The sequence below is a fragment of the Paracoccus sp. (in: a-proteobacteria) genome (assembly GCF_030538495.1).
Classification (GTDB): Bacteria; Pseudomonadota; Alphaproteobacteria; order Rhodobacterales; family Rhodobacteraceae; genus Paracoccus.
In genome coordinates, this window is the sequence record NZ_JAUNTW010000015.1 from 1 (window position 1) to 17,000 (window position 17,000).

The window sequence follows — 17,000 nt, forward strand, 5'->3', positions numbered from 1 at the left end:
GTCCAGCAGATCATCATCCAGATCACCGGAATCATCGCCCAGATCGTCATCATCCTCGACCAGATCATCGTCATCACGGGCGGCGGTTTTGCCGGTGACCATGGCCTTGCCGCGGCCTTCGGTCAGGCTTTCCACGGTGAACTGCGCGCCACAGGCGGGGCAGGTCATCGGGTCGTTCTGCAAATCATAAAAACGGGTCGCGCAATGCGGGCACAGGCGTTTCGTGCCCCATTCCTCTTTGGGCATGGTCATCTCCTTCAGCCGCGATTAGGGAAATCGGGCGGCCCCTGCCACGGCGGCGCGGGGGTGTCAAAGGTTTTCTTTTGCAGGGATTGGCGGACAAGGCAAGGGATGGATGACACAATTACCCTTCAGGACGGGCTGACGCTGCGCCTGCGGCGGTCGGCGCGGGCGCGGCGCATGACCCTGCGCGTGCCGCGTGACGGGGCGGGGCCGGTGCTGACGCTGCCTGTGGGCGCGCCTCTGTCGCAGGGGCTGGCCTTTGCCGAATCGCGCGCGGGCTGGCTGCGGGCGGCGCTGTCGCGGGTGCCGGTCCCGCCGGTGGCCGCGCCGGGGGCAGTCATTCCGGTGGCGGGGAAGGGCGCGCGGATCACCCTCGCGCCGGTGAAATCGGTGCAAATCCAAGGCGATACGCTGCTGATCCCCGAACGAGGGCGGGCGGGCGCGCTGATCGCGGCATGGCTGAAACATCGGGCGCTGCTGCATCTGCGCGCCGAATGTGACCGGCTGGCGGCGGCGGTCGGGCGTCCCTATCGCATGATTGCGCTGCGGGATACGCGGTCACGTTGGGGCAGTTGCAGCCATGACGGGCGGCTGATGTTTTCCTGGCGGCTGGCCATGGTGCCGCCCGAGGTGCTGCACTACGTCGCCGCGCACGAAGTCGCGCATCTGATCCATATGGACCATTCGCCCCGGTTCTGGGCGCAGGTCGAATCGCTGATGCCGGGATATGGGGCGCATCGCGGCTGGCTGCGGGCGCATGGCGGCGATGTGATGGCGTGGCGATTTGATAATTGACGGCGTGCGATTTTGTGATCACATGGCGGGATGACTGCTGTTCGCACCACCGACCCCGCCGCGCATGAGCGCCTGTATCGCGGCCTTCGCGCGCGCATTATGGTGGGCGAACTGCCCCCCGGCAAACCGCTGACCCTGCGCGGGCTGGCGCAGGAATATCATATGTCGATGACCCCCGCGCGCGAGGCCGTGCGCCGTCTGGTTGCCGAAGGCGCGCTGTCGCTGTCGGCATCGGGGCGCGTGGCCACGCCCGCTTTGTCCGATGACCGGATCGAGGAATTGGCCGCCCTCCGCGCCTTGATTGAACCGGAACTGGCGGCGCGCGCGTTGCCCCGGGCGCATTTCGCGCTGATTGACCGGTTGGCCAGCATGAACGGGCGCATCGCGGATGCGGTCGAACGGCATGACGCTGTGGGCTATATCCGGTGCAATCTGGAATTTCACCGCATGTTGTATCTGCGCGCGCAGGCTCCGGCGATGCTGGCGATGCTGGAAACGATCTGGCTGCAATTGGGGCCGACGATGCGGGCGCTGTATGGGCGCGTCAAACGCAACGAACCGCCCCGCCATCACCGTATGATTCTGGCCGCGCTGCGGGCGGGCGATGAACCGGCGCTGCGTCTGGCGGTGCGGGCGGATGTGACCCACGGCCTGCGCCACCTGACCAGCGGTTAACGCCAGTTATCCATGACACGCACCAATTCCGCCGCAATTGCGGGTTCGGACAAAGCGTGGCCCGATGCCGGAACGATGCGCAATTCGGCGCGATCCCAGCCCTGCGCCAACCGCCACGCGCTGTCGGGCGGGCATACCATATCGTAACGCCCCTGCACGATCACGGCGGGCAGATGTTCAATCCGGTGACGGTCGCGCAGCAACTGCCCCGGATCCAGAAAACAGCGATTGTGGAAATAGTGGTTTTCCAGCCGCGCAAAGGCCCGCGCATAATCCGGTGGCGCAAAGCTGGTCGCGGGCGAGGTTAACCCCGCAAGCGCGTTTTCCCACATCAGCCAAGGCTGCGCGAATCGCAGCTGACGCCCGGTGTCGTCGTCAAACAGGCGCGCGTGATAGGCGGCGATCATGTCGCCCTGTTCGGTCGCCGGGATGGGCGCGGTAAAACGGTCCCACAGGTCGGGGAAAAACCGCGCCGCCCCGCCGCCATAGAACCAGTCCAGTTCCGATTGCATCCCCAGAAAAACCCCGCGCAGGATCAGCCCGGCGACCGCGCCCGGATGGGCCTGCGCATAGGCCAGCGACAGCGTGGCCCCCCAACTGCCCCCGAACAACAGCCAGCGATCAATCCCCAGCCGGGTGCGGATCGTTTCAATATCGGCAATCAGGTGCTGCGTCGTGTTCGCCGTGACGGATGCCGTAGGCAGCGACCGCCCGCAGCCGCGCTGATCGAACAGGATGACGTGATACCGCAATGGGTCGAAAAACCGCCGCATGAACGGGCTGCATCCGCCCCCCGGCCCTCCATGCAGCACGATCACCGGCTGCGCGCCGGGGGTGCCGCATTCTTCGACATAAATCTGATGCCCGTTATCCACGGGGATGATCTGGCGCGCAAAGGGTTCGGCCACCGGATAAAGGCGGCTGTCGGGCGCGGCGTTTTGTCCTGCCATTCGGTCCATTTTGCCACTATAAGGCAGCACATCCCCGCCCGCCAGAAGGAGCCAGCATGTCCAGCATCGACCCCGCCGAAATCGCAAAGTTTCAGGCTATGGCGGCCGAATGGTGGGATCCGAACGGGAAATTCCGCCCCTTGCATCTGATGAACCCGCTGCGTTTGGACTACATCACCGCGCAGATTCGGGCCGAATTCGGGCGCGAGGCTGGGTTTGACGGGCTGCGGCTGTTGGATATTGGATGCGGCGGCGGCTTGGTCGCGGAACCCATGGCGCGGCTGGGCGCCGATGTGGTGGGCGCGGATGCGGGGGACGAAAACATCGCCGTGGCGCGCGTTCACGCCCAGCAACAGGGGCTGGCGATTGATTACCGCGCCACGACCGCCGAATCGCTGGTGGACAGCGGTGAGGTGTTCGACGTCGTTCTGGCCTTGGAAATCGTGGAACATGTCGCGGACCCGGCGGCGTTTATCGCGACCTGTGGGCGGCTGGTGCGCCCCGGCGGGCTGGTGATGTTGTCCACGATCAACCGCACCGCGCGCAGTTTTGGCGCGGCGATTATCGGGGCGGAATGGGTGATGCGGTGGTTGCCGGTTGGCACGCATGACTGGTCGCGCTTTATCACGCCGGACGAATTGGCGGGCATGGCGCAGTCGGCGGGGCTGACGGTGGCGGATCGGCGCGGGATGGTGTTCAACCCGCTGACCTTTGGCTGGTCGCTGTCGGATCGCGACCTGTCGGTGAATTACATCCTGACGGCGCGGGGGTGATTGTGCGGGCGTGATTATTCGGGCGCGATGACGCCGCCCGATTCCAACCTCTGCCGCAATTCGCGCAAGACGGGCAGGGCGCTGCGCACGCGGTCGGCGCCGATGTCGCGCACCACGCTGGCGATCAGCGGCATGAACGCCGCAATCGCCGCATCCCGCGCCGCCCGCCCCGATGGGCTGAGCGACACAAATTTCCGCCGCGCATCGTCCCAATCAGGCCGGATATGGATATGCCCCGCCCATTCCAGACGCGACAGCGTGTTCGTCATCGCCCCGCGCGTGACGTGAAACGCATCGGCCAATTGGGCTGGGGTGCGTTCTTCGTTAATGTGGGCCAGCAGATTCAGCACCGAGAAATGCGAAATCTGCATCCCCTGCGGCAGCACCTTACCAATCAGGTTGCGCGACAATTGGTCGGCAATCAGCACCTCGGCGAACAGGCTGGCGGCCAGACGGTCGGCGGATTGGTCTTTGTCAGGGCTGGTGTCGGGCGGTGTCATCGGATCGGACCGGGTTGTCAGCGGGCAAGAAATCCCGGTCATGATTTAGCGACGGGATACGCAACCTTGTTCGTTTAACGTCCTGTAAGTCAAGCGAAACGATTGTGACTTTTTCACTTTCCCCTGCGTCCGACAGAACCCGGCCCCATGGATCAACGACCAGGCTGTGACCGTAACTGTGGCGCGGCGCACGGCCGCGGGCATGAGGCGCAGGATGCGTTCCCGCCTGCGCCGGAGCCAGCACGAAGCACCCCGTTTCAATCGCCCGCGCCCGCAACAGCGTTTCCCAATGCGCCGCGCCGGTGGTGGGGTTAAAGGCCGATGGCACCGTCAAAATCTGCGCCCCGGCCTGCGCCAGATGGCGATAGAGATGCGGGAAACGCAGGTCGTAACACACCGTCATGCCCACGCCCACGCCGTCCATATTCGCGACCACAGCCCGATCTCCGGGGCGATAGGCCGCGCTTTCTCGGAACTGTTCCGTGTCGCTGATCTGCACGTCGAACATGTGCAGTTTGTCGTAACGCGCGGCGATTTGCCCGTTCGGATCAATCAAAAAGCTGCGATTGGCAAAACGCCCGTCGGGATCATCGGTTTTCAGCGCCAGCGACCCGATCAACAGCCAGATGCGCGCGGCCTGCGCCTCGGCCCGCAGCGCCGACAGGGTGGGGTCCGATGATTCGGGGTGCAGAACGCGCGCCTGCCAGTCGCGGTCGGGCGACAGGATATTCGTCGCCTCGGGCGTCAGGATGAACTGCGCGCCCTGCGCCGCCGCCTGACGGATCAGCGGCACGGTGTCGCGCAGATTGGCCATCGGATCATCGCCAACCGTCAACTGGATCAGCGCGACCGACAGCGCGCCCGTCATGCCAGCATCGGGTCCAATTTGCCCGCGCGGTCCAGATCGTGCAGGTCGTCGCTGCCGCCAATATGGGTGTCGTTGATAAAGATTTGCGGCACGGTGCGGCGGCCATTGGCGCGTTCGGTCATCGCGTCACGAACCGCCGGGTCGCGGCTGACGTCGATTTCGTTGAACTCGGCCCCCTTTTCGCGCAGCAGAGCCTTGGCCCGGTGACAAAACGGGCAGGTGGGGGTGGTGTAGATGTCGATGTGCGGCATGGATGACCCTTTCGTTAACCCTATTCTAATCATCCTTCACCGCCCGCGCCAGCACCGCGACCGAAACCGGCCCCGCACCCGCGATATTCAGCGCCCGCGCCGCCGCCGTCAGGGTCGCGCCCGACGCCATCACATCATCAATCAGCAACACGGGCCGGTCGCGCAGCTGGTCCAGACGGCGTGTGTTCACCATCAGCGCGCCGTCCTGATTGGCGAATCGGTCTCTCACGCTGCGATGATCCTGCGCGGGGGTGTGGCGGCGGCGAATCAGCAGATCGGCCTGATGCGTCACACCATAGGACTGCGCCACCCGCGCCGACAGCAGCGCCGCCTGATTGTATTTGCGCTTCAACAACCGGCGCAGATGCAGCGGCACGGGCGCAACGATGGTGTCGGGCAGGATCAGAGGCGCAACCGCCTGCGCCAGCCAGCGGGCCAGCGGCGGCACCAGATCGGGCCGGTCGCCATGTTTCAGCGCCAAGACCAACCGCCGCCCGGTCCCGGAATACACAAACGCCGCGCGCCCGTGCTGCCATGGCGGCGGCGTGGTTAAACAGCCGTCGCAGATCAGCGAATCATCCGCGCCCATGCCGTCCCCCGGCAAGGGTGCCGCGCAGCAGCGGCAGGCCGCCCCGGTGATAAACCGCGCCTCGCCCCAACAGGTTGCGCATAAATGCACATCCGCCGCGTCCGACGCGACCGGATCGCTGCATCCCAGACATTGCGGCGGATAAAGCACATGCAGCGCGGCTTTCATCGCGCGGGTAATGCCACTATGTTGCAGGCCCATGATGACCCCTGTTGCCCCCATTCTGACCGACCGGGCCGCGCTGCAACGCGGCCGCGACCGTGCGCGACGTTCCGGCATGGCCGATCTGTTCCACCAGATCGCCGCCGATGAGGTGCAGGATAGACTGGCCGAGGTTAACAGACGGTTTACAGACCCCGCCATTGTCACCGGATTTCCCGAAATTTGGGCGCCGCGTTTCCCCGATGCGCGGGTGGTGGCCGATGATCCGGTGCTGGACCTGACGCCGGGGGCGCATGATCTGGTCATTCACGCCATGGCGCTGCATTGGGCCGATGATCCGGTGGGGCAAATCGCGCAATGCGCCCGCGCGCTGCGGCCCGATGGGCTGTTTATCGGCGTGTGTTTCGGCAACCAGACGCTGAACGAACCGCGCGCGGCCTTGGCGCAGGCCGAATCGCAGGTCACGGGCGGGCTGTCGCCGCGCGTGCTGCCGATGGGTGAAATCCGCGATCTGGGCGGGCTGTTGTCGCGCGGAGGGCTGAACCTGCCCGTCGCCGATGTCGTCACGCAGCGCGCCAGTTACCGCGACCTGATCCATCTGTGCCACGATCTGCGCGCCATGGGCGAAACCAATGCCATGGCCGCCCGCCTGCGCCGCCCGACCGTGCGCGCCGTTTTCGCAACCGCCGCCGCCATCATGGCCGCGCATCACCCCGACCCTGACGATCCGTCGCGCGTCATGGCGACCTTTGATCTGGTGTTTCTGACCGGATGGGCGCCCGCTGACAGCCAACCCAAACCGCTCCGCCCCGGTTCAGCCCAAACACGGCTGGCCGACGCGCTGAATATGCTAAGGACAGCCGAATGAATGCCAGCTTTTTGCCCGCCGACCACCCTCGGATTCCGCCCGCCAAGACCGGGATTCTGATCGCCAATCTGGGGACGCCGGATGGTTACGATTACTGGTCGATGCGGCGTTATCTGAACGAATTTCTGTCGGATAAACGGGTCATCGACTATCCCGCGTGGAAATGGCAGCCGCTGTTGCAGGGGATTATCCTGACGAAACGGCCCTTTACGTCGGGCGCGAATTACAAGCTGATCTGGAACGAAGAGGCGGATGAAAGCCCGCTGATGACCATCACCAAGGCGCAGACCAATGCCCTGCGCGCCCGCGCCGAACAGGAATGGGGCGATCAGGTGATGGTCGAATTTTGTATGCGTTACGGCAACCCATCGACGCAGGATGTCGTGGACCGGATGGTTCAGGCGGGCTGTCGCCGCATCCTGTTTCTGCCGCTCTATCCGCAATATGCGGGGGCGACGTCGGCCACGGCGAACGATCAGTTTTTCCGCGCGCTGATGACGCAAACCTGGCAACCCACGGTGCGCACGGTTGATCCCTATTTCGACCGGCCCGATTACATCGCCGCCTTGGCCGACAGCGTGCGGCGGGTTTTGGGCGACCGCATCCCGCCGAAACTGGTGGCCAGTTATCACGGGATGCCGAAGCGGTATCTGATGCAAGGCGATCCGTATCATTGCCAATGCCAGAAAACGTCGCGTTTGCTGGAACAGGCCTTGGGCTGGCCCGAAGGCGTGATCGACACCACGTTCCAGTCCGTTTTCGGGACCGAGGAATGGCTGCGCCCCTATACCGTCGAACATGTCGCGGAACTGGCGCGGCAGGGCGTGACCGATATTGCGGTGATCTCGCCCGCCTTTGCCGCCGATTGCATCGAAACGCTGGAGGAAATCAACGGCGAGATTCGCGAATCGTTTGAACATGCGGGCGGGCAGGATTTCACCTATATTCCGTGCCTGAACGACGACCCCGCCCATATCGAGGTGATGATTAACGTCATCGCCGACAACGCCGCGGGCTGGCTGCGTTAACCGCGCCGCGCTTTGCATGAACCGCCGATCCTGTGGGTCGGCGGTTTTTTTGTGGCTTGACGGGGTCGGGGTGTCGTTAGATAGACCAGTCTATCTAATTTGGGGCAGGTCATGGCACAACCATCCGCGCGCGACCGGCTGCTGCACGCGGCGGCGGTTTTGTTTTACAATGACGGCATCGCCGCGACCGGGATTGACGCGGTGATTCAACGCGCCGGCGTCGCGCGGCAGAGCCTGTATAATAATTTCGGGTCCAAGGCCGAACTGGTCGCCGCCTATCTGACCGCGCGTCATGACGAATGGCTGGCGCTGTATCAGGCGCGGCTGGCGGATGCGGTGACGCCTCAGGATCGGGTGCTGGCGGTGTTTGACGCGTATCAGGACCACGCCGACGATGCCTATGAACGCGGCTTTCGCGGCTGTGGTTTGCTGAACGCGGCGGCAGAGCTGGCGGCGGATGATCCGGGCCGCGCCGCCGTGCGCGCCCATAAAGAACAGGTGCAATCGCTGTTGCGTGACCCTTTGGTCGAACTGAACCCCACCCGCGCGGACGCGACCGCGCAACATCTGGCGTTTTTGTTAGAGGGGGCGATCACCCGCGCCGGTCTGGAACGATCCAGCCGCTGCGTGGCGGATGCGCGCGTGATGGCCGAAACCCTGATCCGGGGGCTGGCATGATGGCGCGCGATCATCTGCACGGGGTTCTGGCGGTGCTGTTTGCGTCCGTTGTGTGGGGAACGACCGGGACGGCGGCGACCTTGGCGCCCGAGGTCAGCGCGGCGGCCATAGGCGCGGCGGCCATGGGCGTGGGCGGGCTGATGCAGGCGGCGATCGCGGGGCGGGGGCTGGCACGCGCATGGCCGCAACTGCGCGCGCATTGGGGGCTGCTGCTGATTGGCGGGCTGTCGGTCGCGATCTATCCGCTGGCCTTTTACGGGTCGATGCGGCTGGCCGGGGTTACGATTGGCACGGTCATCACACTGGGATCCGCGCCGCTGCTGTCGGCGCTGCTGGAATATGTGATCGACGGCGCGCGGCTGTCGCTGCGCTGGCTGATGGGCGCGGTGATCGGGCTGGCGGGGATGGTGCTGCTGTGTCTGGCCGAAATGAACGGCCACGGCACCGGCGGGCAGGTGCTGCCCGGCACGGCTTTGGGGCTGGTCGGAGGGCTGACCTATGCCGCCTATTCATGGGCGGCGCGGGGGCTGATGATGGGCGGTATCCGGTCGCGCACGGCCATGGGCGCGGTGTTCGGGATCGGCGGGCTGTTGTTGATGCCGGTGCTGATCGCGACGGGCGCGCCGTTTCTGCAATCGGCGGTGAACTTGTCGGTCGGGGTCTATATGGCCGTGGTGCCGATGTTTCTGGGCTATGTCGCGTTTGGATATGGGCTGGCGCGGGTCAGCGCCAGCACGGCCACCACGATCACGCTGACCGAACCCGTGGTTGCGGCGATGCTGGCCATCGTGATTGTCGGCGAACGGTTGCAGGTGATGGGCTGGCTGGGCGTGGGGCTGATTTTGGCCTGTCTGGTGGTCATCACCATGCCCCGGCGACGCGCCCCGCGTTTTACATCACCAGAACCTGCGTCCCAACCTTAGCCAGCCCGAACAATTCCGCGATATGTTCGTTATATAACCCGATGCAGCCATTTGACGACCGCCGCCCGATCTTGCGCGTATCATGCGTGCCGTGGATGCGGTAATATTGCCATGACAGCCACAGCGCATGTGTCCCCATCGGGTTATCCGGCCCCGGAGGCACAAAGTCGGGCCAGTCGGGGTTGCGCCGCTTCATTTCCGGGGTGGGCGCCCAGGACGGGCCTTCGACCTTGCGGATGATCTCGGTCCGACCGGTGCGGGTCAGATCGTCGCTGACCGGAATCGACGACGGATAAAGCCGATACACGCTTTCATCTTCGGACCAGAAATGCACGGCGCGCGATGTCAGATCGCACAGGATCGCGCCATTGGTCAGGTTCTGGAAATGCGGCCGCCAGTCCTGCATCCGAAAGCTGCTGATATTGTGCTGCGGCGGGGCCGTGGCGGGGGCTGCGGGTTCGTCAAACAGGTCCTGCGCGCGGGCGGGAACGGTCAGCGCCGCCGCGCCCAGTGCCACCGTCGCCCCCAGAAAACGGCGGCGGCTGGTGAAATCGGGTTTGCTCATGTCATGTCCTCGTGCTGGCGCCTCTGACGGGCGGTTTCGTGCAAGATAATCGCGCCGCGCGCCCCGAACAACTGAAAGCCCCGTGAACGGGGCGGCGCGGATTTCATCGCGTCTTCACGACATCTTGCGTTTGAAGCGGGGGCAGGGCTTTTGTAAAACAAGGGCAAAAGACGATTGTGGGGCGCAGGAATATGAACAAAATCAAACTGGTGGGGTTGCTGGCGGTCATGGCGCTGCCCGCCTGTATGCCGCAAATGCCGGGGCCGGGGATGATGCCGGATGTGGCACCGGTGGCCGAACCGGTGGCGGCGGCGCAGGTGGACAGTGCGCAAATTCAGGCGCGGGTGTTGCAACAGATCAACACTTTGCGCGGCAATATCGGGCTGAATCCGCTGGTCCAAAGCCCGCAACTGGACGCCGCCGCGCTGCAACATTCGCGCGATATGTCAGCGCAGAACCGCGCCTGGCATTGGGGCAGCGACGGCACATCGCCGCTGGATCGCGCCCGGTCGCAGGGCTATGGCGGCCGGATTCTGGGCGAGAATATTTCCGAAAGCTACGAAGACGATATGCAAACCCTGTCGGCCTGGATGTCGAAACGCGACACCCGCGACGTGATCATGGACCCGGCGGCGGTCAATCTGGGCTTTGCGTGGTATAAAGAGGCGTCGGGCAAGCTGTGGTGGACGCTGCTTGCCGGAACCTGAGACCTGACGAAAAGCCCCGGTTGATCCGGGGCTTTTGCGTTATGCAGTGATGACAATCGGCACGCCGGGGCGCAGCATCGAATACACTTCTTCGATTTCGCCATCGGTCACGGCGATGCAGCCCGCCGTCCAGTCGCGTTGTTTCGGGAACAGGTTGTTGCCTTCGGGGCCGCGACCATGGATGAAAATATCGCCGCCGGGGCTGCGGCCATGGGCGGCGGCAAAGGCGCGGTCATGCGGGTTGGGATAGGACACGCCCACCGACAGATGGTAACGGCTGCGCGGATTGAACCGGTCGATGATATACACGCCTTCGGGCGTTTTGCCGTCACCTTCGAATTGTTTATGCCCGACCGGGACGTTGCCCAGACTGACATTATAGGATTTGACCACCTGATTGCCGCTGAACAGGTGCATCCGGCGCTGACCTTTGTTCACCGTGACCTGCGTAATCGCGGGGCCGTTATAGACCAGAAATTTGCTGCGCGGTTGTTGCGGTTTGCCGCAGGCGGCCAAAATGGCCAATGCGGACAACGCAAATGTCCGTCGGTTGATCCCGTTCATCACTGCCTCTGCCGATTTTTATCGTTGCCACTCATGTAACATGGAATAGCGCAAAAGTGCTAGCAAAGCGTTAATTCCGCGCCGATTTCGACATGCGGCGAAAAGCGGAACTGATCGACCACCCAGACCCGTTTCAGCGCATATCCCGCCTGCACCAAAATCCGTGCATCGCGGGCAAAAGTCACTGGATCACAGGATATTGCGGCCACGACCGGCACACGAGACGCGGCAATCTGATGCATTTGCGGTTCCGCCCCGGCGCGCGGCGGGTCGATCACGATTGCGTCAAAACGAGTGAACTCATCCGCTAACAGGGGGCGGCGGGCCAGATCGCGGACCTGCGTTGTGACCCGATTCAGCCCCTGTGCGCCACGCCACCCCGAATCAAGCGCGGCCAGCGGCGCGGCCAATCCTTCGACCGCCGTGACCGCCGCCGTTTCCGCCAGCGGCAGGGTGAAGGTCCCGCAACCGGCGAACAGATCGATGATCTGACGCGCGCCCTGCGTGATGTCGCGGATGGCGGCGGTCAGCGCGTCCTGGCCCGGTTGGGTCGCCTGCAAAAACGCGCCGGGCGGCGGCACGACCTGCGCGCGCCCCATCGGCAGAGCAGGCGGGCGGCGGGTGATCGCCTGACCGTCCCAATCCAGCCGCGCCAGATCGCCGGTGTCCGCCAGCCCCGCCAGCACCTGAAACAGAGCCGCATCCATCGGTTTACCGCCGCGCGCCGCCACGTCCAGACCGGCGGGGCCATGCGTCACGGTCAGGCTGATTTCGCCCGCGCGTGACCCGCCCGCCGCCACAATGTCGCGCAGCAGCGGCAGCGCCGCCGTGATTTCGGGCCGCATCACCAGACAATCGGACAGATCCACGATCACATCTGACGCGCGCCCGTGAAAACCGACCAAAGCGCCTTTTTTCGTCCTCCGCCCCGACAAAACCGCCCTCCGGCGCGACCTGAGGGGCGAGCTATGCACCCCCACAATCGGCGCGTCCAAGCCCTGCGCGGTCAGTGCGGTTTCGACGACCTGACGTTTCCACCCGGCGGTGAAGGCGTCCGTCGCGTGCATCAGGCTGCACCCACCACAGGCGCGATAATGCGGGCAGGGCGCGCGCACCCGGTCGGGGGACGGCGTGATGATTTTCGGCGCGGTGATGCGGCCATCGGTCACGTCGCCCTCGATCACCTCACCGGGCAGAGTTTGCGCGGCCAATGCGCGCGCATCGCCTGCAACCGCCACCCCGTCACCTTTGCGGCCCAGCCGTTCGATGGTCCAGATCATTCTTCCCCCAGAAATCCGCCCGACTGATGCGCCCAGAACCGGGCATAGCGCCCGCCTGCTGCCAGCAACGCATCATGCGTTCCCTGTTCCACGATCTGCCCGTCGTCAATCACGATAATGCGGTCCAGTTCGGCAATGGTGGACAGGCGGTGCGCAATCGCCAGCACGGTTTTGCCCTGCATCGCGCGGGTCAGCGCGGCCTGAACCTGCGATTCAACCTGGCTGTCTAATGCGCTTGTCGCTTCATCCAGCACCAGAATGGGGGCGTCTTTCAGGAAGGCGCGGGCAAGCGCGATCCGCTGCCGTTGACCGCCCGACAGCTTCACCCCGCGTTCGCCCAGATGCGCGTCATATCCGGTTCGCCCCGCATGATCGCGCAGGGTCAGGATGAAATCATGCGCCTCGGCCGCTTTGGCTGCGGCGACGATGTCGGCGTCATTCGCGTCGGGGCGACCATACAGAATGTTGTCCCGCGCGGATCGGTTGAACATCGCGGTTTCCTGCGTGACCATGGCGATTTGCCGGCGCAGGCTTTCCTGCGTCACGCCGCGCAGATCGTGACCATCCAGCCGGATCGCGCCCTGTTCCACATCATAGAGCCGCAACAGCAGCGCAACCATCGTCGATTTGCCCGCGCCGGACGCGCCGACGATGCCGATTTTCTCGCCCGGCTGAATGGTCAGGGTCACATCGCGCAAGCCCCCCGCAGCCCGGCCATAGGCGAACCCCACGCCGTCAAACTGGATCGCGCCGGTGACGCGGGTCAGGCTGACAGCGCCCGCCGCATCGGTCAGGGCGTGGGGCGGGGACAGGGTGAGCATGCCATCCTCGACCTCGCCGATATTGCCCCAGATGGTCATCAGGGACATGCTGACCCAGCCGGTCATCTGCGACAGGCGCATTGCAATCGCGCCCGCCGCCGCGACATCGCCCACCGTCGCCGCGCCCTGACGCCACAGCAGGATCGCGCCGCCGACCAAAATCACCGGCAGCACCCCTGCAATCACCATCAGCGACAGCCGGAACCATGTGCTGACCACGCCGAAATCAATCGCGCGTTCGCGAAACCCGACCATAGCGCCCAAAGCCGCGCGGTCTTCGTGCGCGTGATGGGCGAACAGCTTCACGGTTTTGATGTTGGTGATCGTGTCCACGACCTGACCCGTGACCATGGCCCGCGCACTGGCCCGCGCGCCCGATTTCACCCGGATGCGCGGCAGAAAATACCGGATCAGCGCCAGATAGGCCGCCAGCCAGATCAGCAGCGCAACCGCGCCCCAGCCATCCACCATCATCAAAAACGCGGCCGATCCGATGACGCTGGCCAATGCAAAGGCGACCGTGTTCACCATATCCGACGCGACATCCGTCACCGCGCGCGCCGTCTGCATCTGCTTCTGCGCCAGCCGCCCGGCAAAGTCGTTGTCAAAGAACGTCACCGAATGGCCCATCGTCCAGCGATGCAGCCGCGACAGCACCAGCGGCAGGATATTCGGGCCGATGATGACGTTGGAACTGGCCGTGGACAGGCCGAAAATCGCGGGCCGCAAGATCAGGAAAAACACGATGAACCCGGCGATCAGCCAGCCGTTTTCGGTCCAGAACGTCCCCGGCGCGCTGCCCGTGACGGCATCAACGACCATGCCCAACAGCAGCGCCGATACGACATCCGCCATCCCGCCCAAGGCTGACGCGACCGCAGCAAAGCCCAACCCCCGCCACGCCCCTGACAGGCACCAGCCGAAAAACGGAATCAGCCGTGCCGGGGGCGGGCCGTCTGCGGGGCGAAAGGCATCGACCATGCGCCCGAAATAACCGTGCAAATTCATGTTCCTGCCCCCGCGGCTGTGATCAATTCGGTGCGTGACAGGGTGAATCCGCTGTCGATCCACGCGGCTTCGGCGGCCCGCAGCGCGCGCCCGACGGCGGGGCCGGTCAGGTCCAGATCGGCGGCGCGCAGGGGCAGGCGCGCCGTGGCCGCGCGCGCCAGACGGTCGCGCCAATCGGCGGGCAGCGCGGCCCCACGCGACGCCCGGATCAGCGCCACATCCGCGCCCGCATCCGCGCCCAGTTCATAACCCGCCCGGTCCAGCGACCAATCCGCCGCAACCGCCTGAACCCGCGCCGTTTGCCCGCGCAATTCCGCCCGCGACAGGCGCAGCGCATCGGCGTTGTCCGACAGCGCGGCCAGACGGCGGGGCCAGTCGCCGGGCGCATCCTCGGCCCGCAGCAGGGCCTGCAACGCATCCGCATCCGCGCCGGGCAGGACCACATCCAGCACCCCGGTGTCCGCCATCAGCGCGACTGACGCGCCGGGGGCGGGCGCGGCCAGCAGTTTCTTCACCTCGGCCCCGATGCGTTCGCGGGCGATCTGGTGCAACCCGTCGCGCAGCGTGCCACAGGCCGCAACCGCCCCCGGTTCCGCCAACTGGCCATAGCGCGCGTAAAGCCGGAAAAACCGCAGGATGCGCAGGTAATCCTCGGCGATGCGCTGCGCCGGATCGCCCACGAACCGCAGCCGCCGCGCCGCCAGATCGGGCAGGCCGCCGACCAGATCAATCACCCGCCCGTCGCGCCCGGCATAGAGCGCGTTCATCGTAAAATCGCGCCGCGCCGCGTCTTGCGCCAGATCATCGGTAAAGGCCACAACCGCCCGCCGCCCGTCGGTTTCGACATCGCGGCGCAGGGTTGTGACCTCATACCCCTGCCCATTGCTGATGATGGTGATGGTGCCGTGATCCAGCCCGGTCGGCACGGTGCGCAGGTCCGCCTGTGCCGCCAGCGTCATCACCTGATCGGGCGGAATATCGGTCGCAATGTCAATATCATCAATGGGTTGCCCCATCAGGCTGTTGCGCACCGCGCCGCCGACCAGCCATGCCCGGCCGCCGCGTTCCAAGGCGTCCAGCACCCGGTTCAGCCCTGGATCGGCCCATATCGCCGGCGGCATCCTCATCGCGCCAACCGCTGCGCCAGTCCCAACAGGATGCGCGCCGTCGCCCCCCACAGGTAATACGGCCCAAACGGTGCCGCGTAATAGGCCCGCCAGCCGCCGCGCCATGGACGTTCCTGCACGCTGTAACGCGCGGGGTCGGCGATATGGGCAAAGGGCAGGGTGAACACCTCGGCCACTTCGCCGGCTTCGGGGGTGGGGGTAAAGGGGCCGTGGATCAGCGCAACGACCGGAGTCACCGCGAAACTGGTCACGGTGCGGTGCGGGGTCAGGGTGCCGATGATGTCCACCTGCGCGGGGTTCAGGCCGATTTCTTCGCGCGCTTCGCGCAGGGCGGCGGCGGTTTCATCCGCATCGCCCGGATCAACCTTGCCCCCCGGCAGCGCGATTTGCCCCGGATGATGGCGCAACCCCGATGCGCGTTTCGTCAGAACCAGCCGCCCGTCATCGGCGTGAAACGCCGCCAGAACCCCCGCCGCCCGCAGCGCCACATCCGGCACAGCGACATCGGGGTTCAGGTCAAAATCCGACGATGGCCCTGCCGAAACCGACAGGGCCTGACGCAGAATGTCGGGCGACCACGCCGTCATGCCGTGGTCAGCGGCTGGCCGTCGGCGTCGATTGTCGCCTCGAACCCCAGACTGCGGGGGTCGAATTGGTAATGCGCGCCGCAGAACTGGCAATCGGCGGTGACGATGCCCGCATCGGTGGTCATATGCGCAATGTCCTTGGCCGAATAAATCGACAAGGTGCCACGCACCCGATCCGCATCACAGGAGCAGCCGAATTCGACCCGCTGCGCGTCGAACACGCGCGGGGTTTCTTCGTGGAACAGGCGCAGCAGCAGGTCGGTGGGACCGACCGAGGGGCCGATCAGTTCCAACACCTCGACCGTGTCCAACAGCATGTTGGCGCGGGTCCAATCCTCGGATTCGGCGCCTTGCAGGATGTCGGCGGCTTCGATCAGGCCGCCTTCGCCGGTGCCGCCATCTGCCGTCATCGGCTGCGCGGGCAGGGTTTGCAGCATGATGCCGCCCGCCCGCCATTGCGCTGTTTCGCCGGTGATCTGCGACATGCCGGATGCCAGCTGGAACCGTGTCGGCAGCTGTTCGGACTGCGCGAAATAGGTTTGCGCACAGGCCGACAGCGACCCACCGGCCAGCGGCGTGATCCCCTGATACGGCGTCGATCCCGCGCCCTGATCAATCAGGATCGCGAAATAACCGTCGCCGATCTGATCAAACGGCGCGCGGTCATCCAGACGGTCGGCGTCAAAGCTGGCCCAGGCGCGGATGCGCGCGGGCTGGTCATCGCCTTCGGGGGCGTAGTAATCGGCGGCAATCGTGCGGATCGCGCCGGTGCCACGGACCTGCAAGCTGAGCTTCCACCGCAATTTGATGGTCGGGCCGATCAGCGCGGTCAGCAACGCCAGTTCCGCCACCACGGCGCTGACCGCGGCGGGGTAATCATGGCGCGACAGAATGTGATCCAGAACCCCATCCAGCCGCGCGACGCGGCCCCGAATGGCGGAACGGTCCAATTGGAACGGCAGAACAGTGTCGTCCCAGGCGATCTGGTTGATTTTCGTCATAGCGAATCCCTGAATATTCAAAGCCCCCAGCGGGGTG

At 65.2% G+C, this 17,000-nt stretch carries 21 protein-coding genes; 8 read left to right on the forward strand and 13 right to left on the reverse strand.

Annotated features, from left to right (window positions below; genetic code table 11):
- Positions 1 to 246 (reverse strand): TIGR02300 family protein (locus Q4G20_RS12465; RefSeq protein ID WP_303343784.1); only part of this gene is annotated, 246 nt, incomplete at its 3' end.
- Between the two features lie 105 nt (positions 247 to 351).
- Here Q4G20_RS12465 and Q4G20_RS12470 point away from each other — a divergent pair.
- Together Q4G20_RS12470 and Q4G20_RS12475 are read left to right on the forward strand one after the other, a co-directional pair.
- Positions 352 to 1,038, forward strand: a complete 687-nt coding sequence (locus Q4G20_RS12470; RefSeq protein ID WP_303343785.1) for a M48 family metallopeptidase — start codon at positions 352 to 354, stop codon at positions 1,036 to 1,038.
- A gap of 30 nt (positions 1,039 to 1,068) precedes the next feature.
- A complete protein-coding gene (locus tag Q4G20_RS12475; protein WP_303343786.1) occupies positions 1,069 to 1,713 on the forward strand; it encodes a GntR family transcriptional regulator in 645 nt (214 codons plus the stop codon).
- Here Q4G20_RS12475 and pip read toward each other — a convergent pair.
- The gene (gene pip / locus Q4G20_RS12480; protein ID WP_303343787.1) at positions 1,710 to 2,672 is read right to left on the reverse strand and encodes a prolyl aminopeptidase; all 963 of its coding nucleotides are present in this window, start codon (positions 2,670 to 2,672) and stop codon (positions 1,710 to 1,712) included. The two genes, Q4G20_RS12475 and pip, sit on opposite strands and share 4 nt — an antisense overlap.
- Positions 2,673 to 2,719: 47 nt before the next feature.
- On the opposite strand from pip, the gene ubiG reads away from it, so the two are divergent.
- Positions 2,720 to 3,436, forward strand: coding sequence for a bifunctional 2-polyprenyl-6-hydroxyphenol methylase/3-demethylubiquinol 3-O-methyltransferase UbiG (gene ubiG / locus Q4G20_RS12485; RefSeq protein ID WP_303343788.1), 717 nt, complete (start codon positions 2,720 to 2,722; stop codon positions 3,434 to 3,436).
- 14 nt (positions 3,437 to 3,450) lie between these two features.
- Here the strand turns inward: ubiG and Q4G20_RS12490 are convergent, their stop codons facing one another.
- Genes Q4G20_RS12490 through Q4G20_RS12505 form a run of 4 tightly spaced genes read right to left on the reverse strand, consistent with a single transcriptional unit; the run spans position 3,451 to position 5,845 of the window.
- A complete protein-coding gene (locus tag Q4G20_RS12490; RefSeq protein WP_303343789.1) occupies positions 3,451 to 3,936 on the reverse strand; it encodes a MarR family winged helix-turn-helix transcriptional regulator in 486 nt (161 codons plus the stop codon).
- Entirely contained in the window at positions 3,911 to 4,804 is an 894-nt protein-coding gene (locus Q4G20_RS12495) for a carbon-nitrogen hydrolase family protein (protein WP_303343790.1), read from the reverse strand. Before Q4G20_RS12495 ends, Q4G20_RS12490 begins: the two co-directional genes overlap by 26 nt.
- Positions 4,801 to 5,055 (reverse strand): glutaredoxin 3, encoded by a 255-nt coding sequence (grxC, locus tag Q4G20_RS12500; RefSeq protein WP_303343791.1) that lies wholly within the window; start codon positions 5,053 to 5,055, stop codon positions 4,801 to 4,803. The genes Q4G20_RS12495 and grxC overlap by 4 nt, the downstream gene beginning before the upstream one ends.
- Before the next feature lie 25 nt (positions 5,056 to 5,080).
- Complete coding sequence (locus Q4G20_RS12505; protein WP_303343792.1) at positions 5,081 to 5,845, reverse strand: ComF family protein; 765 nt, start codon at positions 5,843 to 5,845, stop codon at positions 5,081 to 5,083.
- Between Q4G20_RS12505 and Q4G20_RS12510 the strand changes: the two genes are divergently transcribed.
- The 4 genes from Q4G20_RS12510 (at position 5,844) to Q4G20_RS12525 (ending at position 9,303) form a co-directional block, all read left to right on the forward strand.
- Positions 5,844 to 6,674, forward strand: a complete 831-nt coding sequence (locus Q4G20_RS12510; protein ID WP_303343793.1) for a methyltransferase domain-containing protein — start codon at positions 5,844 to 5,846, stop codon at positions 6,672 to 6,674. The genes Q4G20_RS12505 and Q4G20_RS12510 overlap by 2 nt on opposite strands.
- Positions 6,671 to 7,702, forward strand: coding sequence for a ferrochelatase (gene hemH / locus Q4G20_RS12515; protein WP_303343794.1), 1,032 nt, complete (start codon positions 6,671 to 6,673; stop codon positions 7,700 to 7,702). The genes Q4G20_RS12510 and hemH overlap by 4 nt, the downstream gene beginning before the upstream one ends.
- A 111-nt stretch (positions 7,703 to 7,813) precedes the next feature.
- Positions 7,814 to 8,380: a TetR/AcrR family transcriptional regulator gene (locus tag Q4G20_RS12520; protein ID WP_303343795.1), complete on the forward strand. Its 567-nt coding sequence runs from the start codon at positions 7,814 to 7,816 to the stop codon at positions 8,378 to 8,380.
- Complete coding sequence (locus tag Q4G20_RS12525; protein WP_303343796.1) at positions 8,377 to 9,303, forward strand: DMT family transporter; 927 nt, start codon at positions 8,377 to 8,379, stop codon at positions 9,301 to 9,303. The genes Q4G20_RS12520 and Q4G20_RS12525 overlap by 4 nt, the downstream gene beginning before the upstream one ends.
- Here the strand turns inward: Q4G20_RS12525 and Q4G20_RS12530 are convergent.
- On the reverse strand, positions 9,272 to 9,868 hold the full coding sequence (locus tag Q4G20_RS12530) for a L,D-transpeptidase (RefSeq protein ID WP_303343797.1): 597 nt from the start codon (positions 9,866 to 9,868) through the stop codon (positions 9,272 to 9,274). The genes Q4G20_RS12525 and Q4G20_RS12530 overlap by 32 nt on opposite strands.
- Before the next feature lie 191 nt (positions 9,869 to 10,059).
- Between Q4G20_RS12530 and Q4G20_RS12535 the strand changes: the two genes are divergently transcribed.
- Positions 10,060 to 10,575, forward strand: coding sequence for a CAP domain-containing protein (locus tag Q4G20_RS12535; RefSeq protein ID WP_303343798.1), 516 nt, complete (start codon positions 10,060 to 10,062; stop codon positions 10,573 to 10,575).
- 39 nt (positions 10,576 to 10,614) lie between these two features.
- Here the strand turns inward: Q4G20_RS12535 and Q4G20_RS12540 are convergent, their stop codons facing one another.
- The 6 genes from Q4G20_RS12540 to Q4G20_RS12565 are packed head-to-tail and all read right to left on the reverse strand — an operon-like array spanning position 10,615 to position 16,963.
- Positions 10,615 to 11,139 carry a murein L,D-transpeptidase family protein gene (locus Q4G20_RS12540; protein WP_303343799.1) on the reverse strand — a complete coding sequence of 175 codons (525 nt, stop codon included), beginning with the start codon at positions 11,137 to 11,139 and terminating at the stop codon, positions 10,615 to 10,617.
- A gap of 59 nt (positions 11,140 to 11,198) precedes the next feature.
- Complete coding sequence (locus tag Q4G20_RS12545) at positions 11,199 to 12,419, reverse strand: class I SAM-dependent RNA methyltransferase (RefSeq protein WP_303343800.1); 1,221 nt, start codon at positions 12,417 to 12,419, stop codon at positions 11,199 to 11,201.
- Positions 12,416 to 14,248 (reverse strand): ABC transporter ATP-binding protein, encoded by a 1,833-nt coding sequence (locus Q4G20_RS12550; RefSeq protein ID WP_303343801.1) that lies wholly within the window; start codon positions 14,246 to 14,248, stop codon positions 12,416 to 12,418. Before Q4G20_RS12550 ends, Q4G20_RS12545 begins: the two co-directional genes overlap by 4 nt.
- Positions 14,245 to 15,375, reverse strand: a complete 1,131-nt coding sequence (locus tag Q4G20_RS12555) for a CCA tRNA nucleotidyltransferase (protein ID WP_303343802.1) — start codon at positions 15,373 to 15,375, stop codon at positions 14,245 to 14,247. Before Q4G20_RS12555 ends, Q4G20_RS12550 begins: the two co-directional genes overlap by 4 nt.
- Positions 15,372 to 15,962, reverse strand: a complete 591-nt coding sequence (locus Q4G20_RS12560) for a CoA pyrophosphatase (protein ID WP_303343803.1) — start codon at positions 15,960 to 15,962, stop codon at positions 15,372 to 15,374. The genes Q4G20_RS12555 and Q4G20_RS12560 overlap by 4 nt, the downstream gene beginning before the upstream one ends.
- The gene (locus tag Q4G20_RS12565) at positions 15,959 to 16,963 is read right to left on the reverse strand and encodes an Hsp33 family molecular chaperone HslO (RefSeq protein ID WP_303343804.1); all 1,005 of its coding nucleotides are present in this window, start codon (positions 16,961 to 16,963) and stop codon (positions 15,959 to 15,961) included. Before Q4G20_RS12565 ends, Q4G20_RS12560 begins: the two co-directional genes overlap by 4 nt.
- Positions 16,964 to 17,000: the final 37 nt, after the last annotated feature.